Annotated in this window: 14 protein-coding genes; all 14 read right to left on the bottom strand. The window is 55.6% G+C overall.

The annotated features are described in order from the left end of the window. Positions 1–6: 6 nt before the first annotated feature. Positions 7–546 (bottom strand): 50S ribosomal protein L5, encoded by a 540-nt coding sequence (gene rplE, locus ACF8K2_RS18105; protein WP_186557313.1) that lies wholly within the window; start codon positions 544–546, stop codon positions 7–9. 20 nt (positions 547–566) lie between these two features. Then, positions 567–881 (bottom strand): 50S ribosomal protein L24, encoded by a 315-nt coding sequence (gene rplX / locus ACF8K2_RS18110; RefSeq protein ID WP_003255476.1) that lies wholly within the window; start codon positions 879–881, stop codon positions 567–569. An 11-nt stretch (positions 882–892) separates the two neighbouring features. After that, a complete protein-coding gene (gene rplN / locus ACF8K2_RS18115) occupies positions 893–1261 on the bottom strand; it encodes a 50S ribosomal protein L14 (protein WP_008089810.1) in 369 nt (122 codons plus the stop codon). Positions 1262–1284: 23 nt separating this feature from the next. Continuing rightward, positions 1285–1551: a 30S ribosomal protein S17 gene (rpsQ, locus tag ACF8K2_RS18120; RefSeq protein WP_003255478.1), complete on the bottom strand. Its 267-nt coding sequence runs from the start codon at positions 1549–1551 to the stop codon at positions 1285–1287. Positions 1552–1553: 2 nt separating this feature from the next. Next, entirely contained in the window at positions 1554–1745 is a 192-nt protein-coding gene (gene rpmC, locus ACF8K2_RS18125) for a 50S ribosomal protein L29 (protein WP_002555481.1), read from the bottom strand. Next, positions 1745–2158, bottom strand: a complete 414-nt coding sequence (gene rplP, locus ACF8K2_RS18130) for a 50S ribosomal protein L16 (protein WP_009397508.1) — start codon at positions 2156–2158, stop codon at positions 1745–1747. The genes rpmC and rplP overlap by 1 nt, the downstream gene beginning before the upstream one ends. A gap of 12 nt (positions 2159–2170) precedes the next feature. Continuing rightward, complete coding sequence (rpsC, locus tag ACF8K2_RS18135) at positions 2171–2857, bottom strand: 30S ribosomal protein S3 (protein ID WP_003255481.1); 687 nt, start codon at positions 2855–2857, stop codon at positions 2171–2173. A 13-nt stretch (positions 2858–2870) separates the two neighbouring features. Beyond that, on the bottom strand, positions 2871–3203 hold the full coding sequence (rplV, locus tag ACF8K2_RS18140) for a 50S ribosomal protein L22 (protein ID WP_003103908.1): 333 nt from the start codon (positions 3201–3203) through the stop codon (positions 2871–2873). Between the two features lie 11 nt (positions 3204–3214). Further along, positions 3215–3490: a 30S ribosomal protein S19 gene (gene rpsS / locus ACF8K2_RS18145; RefSeq protein WP_119138201.1), complete on the bottom strand. Its 276-nt coding sequence runs from the start codon at positions 3488–3490 to the stop codon at positions 3215–3217. Positions 3491–3506: 16 nt separating this feature from the next. Beyond that, positions 3507–4331, bottom strand: a complete 825-nt coding sequence (gene rplB / locus ACF8K2_RS18150; RefSeq protein ID WP_027915105.1) for a 50S ribosomal protein L2 — start codon at positions 4329–4331, stop codon at positions 3507–3509. Between the two features lie 14 nt (positions 4332–4345). Then, entirely contained in the window at positions 4346–4645 is a 300-nt protein-coding gene (gene rplW, locus ACF8K2_RS18155) for a 50S ribosomal protein L23 (RefSeq protein WP_392466568.1), read from the bottom strand. After that, positions 4642–5244: a 50S ribosomal protein L4 gene (gene rplD / locus ACF8K2_RS18160; RefSeq protein ID WP_186557312.1), complete on the bottom strand. Its 603-nt coding sequence runs from the start codon at positions 5242–5244 to the stop codon at positions 4642–4644. The genes rplW and rplD overlap by 4 nt, the downstream gene beginning before the upstream one ends. A gap of 12 nt (positions 5245–5256) precedes the next feature. Beyond that, positions 5257–5892: a 50S ribosomal protein L3 gene (gene rplC / locus ACF8K2_RS18165; protein ID WP_054893562.1), complete on the bottom strand. Its 636-nt coding sequence runs from the start codon at positions 5890–5892 to the stop codon at positions 5257–5259. Positions 5893–5972: 80 nt separating this feature from the next. Next, positions 5973–6284: a 30S ribosomal protein S10 gene (gene rpsJ / locus ACF8K2_RS18170; RefSeq protein ID WP_003186070.1), complete on the bottom strand. Its 312-nt coding sequence runs from the start codon at positions 6282–6284 to the stop codon at positions 5973–5975. Between the last annotated feature and the right edge of the window lie 156 nt (positions 6285–6440).

Below are 6440 nucleotides of genomic sequence, written 5' to 3' on the forward strand. Positions count from 1 at the left end.
CTCCAATCAGTTGCGGAACGGGAATTTGAAAGCACGCAGCAGGGCGCGACCTTCGTCATCCGAACGAGCAGTGGTGGTCAGGGTAATGTCCAGACCGCGCAGAGCATCGATCTTGTCGTAGTCGATTTCCGGGAAAATGATCTGCTCTTTCACGCCCATGCTGTAGTTGCCACGACCATCGAAGGACTTGGCATTCAGGCCGCGGAAGTCGCGAACCCGAGGCAGGGAGATCGCCAGCAGGCGGTCCAGGAACTCGTACATACGGTCACGGCGCAGAGTAACTTTAACGCCGATCGGCCAACCTTCACGAACCTTGAAACCCGCAATCGACTTGCGAGCGAAAGTCACAACGGCTTTTTGGCCGGTGATCTTTTCCAGGTCGGCAACGGCGTTTTCGATGACTTTCTTGTCACCGACCGCTTCGCCCAGACCCATGTTCAGGGTGATCTTGGTTACGCGAGGAACTTCCATCACGTTCGCGAGCTTAAGTTCTTCCTTAAGCTTGGGAGCGATTTCGTTCCGGTAAATCTCTTTGAGTCGTGCCATTGTCTTCTACCTAGCAGTGTTCAAGCATCAACCGCTTTCTGGGTCGACTTGAAGACACGAATTTTCTTGCCGTCTTCAACCTTGAAGCCAACGCGGTCAGCCTTGTTGGTTTCACCATTGAAAATGGCAACGTTGGAAGCGTGCAGAGGCGCTTCTTTCTCGACGATACCGCCCTGTACGCCCGCCATCGGGTTAGGCTTGGTATGACGCTTGACCAGGTTCACGCCACCGATGACCAGACGGTCATCAGCGAGAACCTTCAGCACCTTACCGCGCTTACCTTTGTCTTTGCCGGCGATCACGATGATCTCGTCGTCACGACGAATCTTTTGCATGTCGGATCTCCTTAGAGCACTTCAGGGGCGAGCGAGACGATCTTCATGAACTTCTCAGTACGAAGTTCACGGGTCACTGGCCCGAAGATGCGAGTGCCGATCGGCTCTTGCTTGGTGTTCAGCAGAACAGCAGCGTTGCCGTCGAAACGAATGATGGAACCGTCAGCGCGACGTACACCGTGACGGGTACGGACGACAACTGCGGTCATCACCTGGCCTTTTTTGACCTTACCGCGCGGAATTGCTTCCTTGACGGTTACTTTGATGATGTCACCGATACCGGCGTAACGACGGTGGGAACCGCCGAGCACCTTGATGCACATGACGCGACGAGCGCCGCTGTTATCGGCCACATCGAGCATGGATTGAGTCTGAATCATAAAATTTCTCCGACCCTTAGCCCTTAGACTTCAACAGCGCGTTCGAGGACTTCAACCAGTGCCCAGGACTTAGTCTTGGCCAGCGGACGGGTTTCGCGAATGGAAACCTTGTCGCCGATTTTGCACTGGTTGGCTTCGTCGTGCGCGTGCAGCTTAGTCGAACGCTTAACGTATTTACCGTAGATCGGGTGCTTTACGCGACGCTCGATCAGAACGGTGATGGTCTTGTCCATTTTGTCGCTGACGACACGGCCAGTCAGCGTACGGACGGTTTTTTCAGCTTCAGCCATGATCACTTACCTGCCTGCTGGTTGAGCACAGTTTTCACGCGAGCGATGTCACGCTTAACTTGCGAGAGCAGGTGCGACTGCCCCAACTGGCCAGTTGCTTTCTGCATACGCAGATTGAACTGGTCGCGCAGCAGGCCGAGCAGTTGCTCGTTCAGCTGCTGTGCCGATTTTTCACGAAGTTCATTCGCTTTCATCACATCACCGTCCGCTTAACAAAGGAGGTGGCGAGAGGCAGCTTTGCAGCAGCCAGGGCGAAAGCTTCGCGCGCCAGCTCTTCAGAAACACCCTCGATCTCGTACAGGACTTTGCCTGGCTGGATCTGGGCAACCCAGTATTCCACGGAACCCTTACCTTTACCCATCCGCACTTCGAGAGGCTTCTTGGTGACCGGCTTGTCCGGGAACACACGGATCCAGATCTTACCGCCACGTTTTACGTGACGGGTCAGGGCACGACGTGCCGACTCGATCTGGCGAGCGGTGAGGCGACCGCGGGCGACAGCTTTCAGGGCGAACTCGCCGAAGCTGACCTTGCTACCGCGCAGTGCCAGACCACGGTTGTGGCCGGTCATCTGCTTGCGGAATTTTGTACGCTTTGGTTGCAACATTTGGCGTACCCCTTACTTAGCAGCTTTTTTACGAGGCGCTGGTGCTTGAGGCTTCAGCTCTTCTTGGCGACCACCAATTACTTCGCCTTTGAAGATCCAAACCTTCACACCGATCACACCGTAAGTGGTGTGAGCTTCGTAGGTGTTGTAGTCGATATCGGCACGCAGGGTGTGCAGAGGCACACGACCTTCGCGATACCACTCGGTACGAGCAATCTCAGCGCCGCCGAGACGACCGCTCACCTGGATCTTGATGCCCTTGGCACCAATACGCATGGCGTTCTGTACGGCGCGCTTCATGGCGCGACGGAACATTACGCGGCGTTCCAGCTGCTGAGCTACGCTTTGCGCAACCAGCATAGCGTCGAGTTCCGGCTTGCGGATCTCTTCGATGTTGATGTGCACAGGCACACCCATCTGCTTGGTCAGGTCCTGACGCAGCTTCTCAACGTCCTCACCTTTCTTCCCGATAACGATACCTGGACGAGCGGTGTGGATGGTGATGCGTGCAGTTTGAGCCGGACGATGAATATCGATACGGCTTACGGACGCGCTTTTTAGTTTGTCTTGGAGGTACTCACGCGTTTTCAGATCCTTCAACAGGTAATCTGCGTAAGTAGCACCGTCTGCGTACCAGACGGAGGTGTGCTCCTTGACGATTCCCAGGCGAATGCCAGTGGGATGTACTTTCTGACCCATCTGATCGACTCCGTTACTTGTCCGCAACCTTGACAGTGATATGGCAAGACCGCTTGACGATGCGATCAGCGCGGCCTTTGGCACGCGGCATGATGCGCTTCAGCGAACGCCCTTCGTTGACGAAGACGGTGGAGACCTTCAGGTCATCAACGTCTGCGCCTTCGTTGTGTTCGGCGTTGGCAACGGCCGACTCGAGGACTTTCTTCATGATTTCAGCGGCTTTTTTGCTGCTGAAGGCCAACAGGTTGAGCGCTTCGCCCACCTTCTTCCCGCGGATCTGGTCGGCGACCAAGCGGGCTTTCTGGGCGGAGATTCGAGCGCCCGACAACTTAGCGGCTACTTCCATTTCCTAACCCCTTAACGCTTGGCTTTCTTGTCAGCCACGTGCCCGCGATAGGTGCGGGTACCGGCGAACTCGCCCAGTTTGTGGCCGACCATGTCTTCGTTCACGAGAACTGGGACATGTTGACGACCGTTGTGTACCGCGATGGTCAGACCGACCATTTGTGGCAGGATCATCGAACGGCGCGACCAGGTTTTAACTGGCTTGCGATCGTTCTTCTCCGTCGCCACTTCGATCTTCTTCAGTAGGTGAAGATCGATAAAAGGACCTTTTTTCAGAGAACGTGGCACTGTCGTATCCCTCTATTTACTTGCGACGACGGACGATCATGTTGTCGGTACGCTTATTACCACGAGTCTTCGCACCCTTGGTTGGGAAGCCCCATGGCGATACCGGATGACGACCACCGGAGGTACGACCTTCACCACCACCATGCGGGTGGTCAACCGGGTTCATGGCAACACCACGAACGGTTGGGCGAACGCCACGCCAGCGTTTGGCACCAGCTTTACCCAGCGAACGCAGGCTGTGCTCGGAGTTCGAGACTTCGCCCAGGGTCGCACGGCACTCAGCCAGGACTTTACGCATTTCACCAGAGCGCAGACGCAGGGTCACGTAGACACCTTCGCGAGCGATCAGCTGAGCCGAAGCACCAGCGGAACGAGCGATCTGTGCACCTTTACCCGGCTTCAGTTCGATGCCGTGAATGGTGCTACCTACTGGGATGTTGCGCAGCTGCAGGGAGTTACCGGCCTTGATTGGGGCCAGGGCACCTGCGATCAGCTGGTCGCCAGCGCTCACGCCTTTAGGGGCGATGATGTAGCGACGCTCACCGTCTGCGTAGCACAGCAGGGCGATGTGAGCAGTACGGTTTGGATCGTATTCGATACGCTCGACAGTGGCTGGAATGCCATCTTTGTCGTTGCGACGGAAGTCGACCAGACGGTAATGCTGCTTATGACCACCACCAACGTGACGAGTGGTAATGCGGCCATTGTTGTTACGACCACCAGACTTCGATTTCTTCTCGAGCAGCGGTGCGTGAGGAGCGCCTTTGTGCAGCTCCTTGTTGACCACCTTGACCACGAAACGGCGGCCAGGGGAAGTCGGTTTGCATTTAACGATTGCCATGATGCACCCCTTCCTTACTCAGCACTGCTGCTGAAATCGAGATTTTGGCCTGGCTGAAGGGAGACGATCGCCTTCTTCCAGTCATTGCGCTTGCCCAGACCACGTGCGGTACGCTTGGTTTTACCCAGAACGTTAACAGTCGACACGTTTTCGACTTTTACGCCGAACAGGCCTTCGACAGCTTTCTTGATTTCCAGCTTGGTTGCGTCAGTAGCAACCTTGAATACGAACTGGCCTTTCTTCTCAGCCAGAACGGTAGCCTTCTCGGAAACGTGCGGGCCAAGGAGGACTTTAAATACGCGTTCCTGGTTCATCCCAGCAGCTCCTCGAATTTCTTCACGGCCGAGACAGTGATCAACACTTTCTCGTATGCGATCAGACTGACCGGATCGGAACCTTGAACGTCACGTACGTCGACGTGCGGCAGGTTACGTGCAGCCAGGTACAGGTTCTGATCAACAGCGTCCGAAACGATCAGTACATCGCTCAGACCCATGCCGTTCAGCTTGTTCAGCAGGTCTTTGGTTTTTGGAGCTTCGACAGCGAAGTCCTGAACCACGACCAGACGGTCGCTACGCACCAGCTCAGCGAGGATGGAACGCATTGCTGCGCGGTACATCTTCTTGTTGAGCTTCTGCGAGTGATCCTGAGGACGAGCTGCGAAGGTAACACCACCGCCACGCCAGATTGGACCACGAGTAGTACCAGCACGAGCGCGGCCAGTACCCTTCTGACGCCATGGGCGCTTACCGCCACCAGCTACGTCGGAACGGGTCTTCTGCTGCTTGGTGCCCTGACGGCCGCCGGCCATGTAGGCCACGACTGCTTGGTGTACCAGCGTCTCGTTGAATTCGCCACCGAAAGTCAGTTCGGAAACTTCGATCGCCTGAGCGTCATTTACATTAAGTTGCATGTCAGTTTCCCCTTAACCGCGAGCCTTGACAGCTGGACGTACAACCACGTCGCCGCCAGTAGCGCCAGGAACGGCACCCTTGATCAGCAGCAGGTTGCGTTCAGCGTCTACGCGAACTACTTCCAGGGACTGCACAGTAACGCGCTCGGCGCCCATGTGACCGGACATTTTCTTGCCCTTGAACACACGACCAGGAGTCTGGCACTGGCCGATGGAACCCGGAACACGGTGCGATACGGAGTTACCGTGGGTGTTATCTTGACCACGGAAATTCCAGCGCTTGATGGTACCGGCGAAGCCTTTACCTTTGGACTGACCGGTTACGTCTACCAGCTGGCCTGCAGTGAAGAGTTCAGCTTTGATCAGATCGCCAGCCTGGAAATCGCCTTCTTCAAGACGGAACTCCCAAACACCGCGACCAGCGGCAACGTTCGCTTTAGCGAAGTGACCCGCTTGAGCAGCAGTCACACGCGAAGCACGACGCTCGCCGACAGTGACTTGCACTGCACGGTAGCCATCGGTTTCTTCGGTTTTGAACTGGGTGACGCGATTCGGCTCGATCTCAATGACCGTGACCGGAATGGAGACACCTTCTTCGGTGAAAATACGGGTCATACCGCATTTACGACCGACTACACCAATAGTCATGTTGTAAACCTCATGAGTGTACGGGGCTTTCACCCGCTATGGCCGCCCATTTCAGAGCGTTACACGACCAGACCGAAGTCTTAGCCGAGGCTGATCTGCACTTCCACGCCTGCCGCGAGATCGAGCTTCATCAGCGCATCAACGGTTTTATCCGTTGGCTGGACGATGTCCAGAACGCGCTTATGAGTACGGATCTCGTACTGGTCACGCGCGTCTTTGTTGACGTGCGGGGAGACCAGAACGGTGAACCGCTCTTTGCGGGTAGGCAGTGGAATTGGACCACGCACTTGTGCACCAGTACGTTTCGCGGTTTCCACGATTTCCTGGGTGGATTGGTCGATCAGGCGATGGTCGAAAGCCTTCAACCTGATTCGGATTTGCTGATTTTGCATTGGATTTCAGACTCCAGGCTGTTCCCAACGGACGCACTACGCCCGCTAAAAGGAGGCGTGATTCTATAGACGCCCTAATTTAGTGTCAACCCAATAAAAAAAACCCCCGCTGAGCGGGGGTTTTTTCAACCGATCGAGTGATTACTCGATGATTTT

It is taken from the genome of Pseudomonas sp. xss_2 (genome assembly GCF_043104195.1).
In the GTDB taxonomy this organism is placed as follows: Bacteria; Pseudomonadota; Gammaproteobacteria; order Pseudomonadales; family Pseudomonadaceae; genus Aquipseudomonas; species Aquipseudomonas urmiensis.

Excerpts from the sequence above, each read along its gene's own strand:
- rpsJ (WP_003186070.1), bottom strand. The coding sequence starts at position 6,284 with ATGCAAAATCAGCAAATCCGAATCAGGTTGAAGGCTTTCGACCATCGC.
- rpsC (WP_003255481.1), bottom strand. The coding sequence starts at position 2,857 with ATGGGTCAGAAAGTACATCCCACTGGCATTCGCCTGGGAATCGTCAAG.
- rpsQ (WP_003255478.1), bottom strand. The coding sequence starts at position 1,551 with ATGGCTGAAGCTGAAAAAACCGTCCGTACGCTGACTGGCCGTGTCGTC.
- rplN (WP_008089810.1), bottom strand. The coding sequence starts at position 1,261 with ATGATTCAGACTCAATCCATGCTCGATGTGGCCGATAACAGCGGCGCT.
- rplB (WP_027915105.1), bottom strand. The coding sequence starts at position 4,331 with ATGGCAATCGTTAAATGCAAACCGACTTCCCCTGGCCGCCGTTTCGTG.
- rplP (WP_009397508.1), bottom strand. The coding sequence starts at position 2,158 with ATGTTGCAACCAAAGCGTACAAAATTCCGCAAGCAGATGACCGGCCAC.
- rplD (WP_186557312.1), bottom strand. The coding sequence starts at position 5,244 with ATGCAACTTAATGTAAATGACGCTCAGGCGATCGAAGTTTCCGAACTG.
- rplX (WP_003255476.1), bottom strand. The coding sequence starts at position 881 with ATGCAAAAGATTCGTCGTGACGACGAGATCATCGTGATCGCCGGCAAA.
- rplE (WP_186557313.1), bottom strand. The coding sequence starts at position 546 with ATGGCACGACTCAAAGAGATTTACCGGAACGAAATCGCTCCCAAGCTT.
- rplC (WP_054893562.1), bottom strand. The coding sequence starts at position 5,892 with ATGACTATTGGTGTAGTCGGTCGTAAATGCGGTATGACCCGTATTTTC.
- rplW (WP_392466568.1), bottom strand. The coding sequence starts at position 4,645 with ATGAACCAGGAACGCGTATTTAAAGTCCTCCTTGGCCCGCACGTTTCC.
- rpmC (WP_002555481.1), bottom strand. The coding sequence starts at position 1,745 with ATGAAAGCGAATGAACTTCGTGAAAAATCGGCACAGCAGCTGAACGAG.
- rplV (WP_003103908.1), bottom strand. The coding sequence starts at position 3,203 with ATGGAAGTAGCCGCTAAGTTGTCGGGCGCTCGAATCTCCGCCCAGAAA.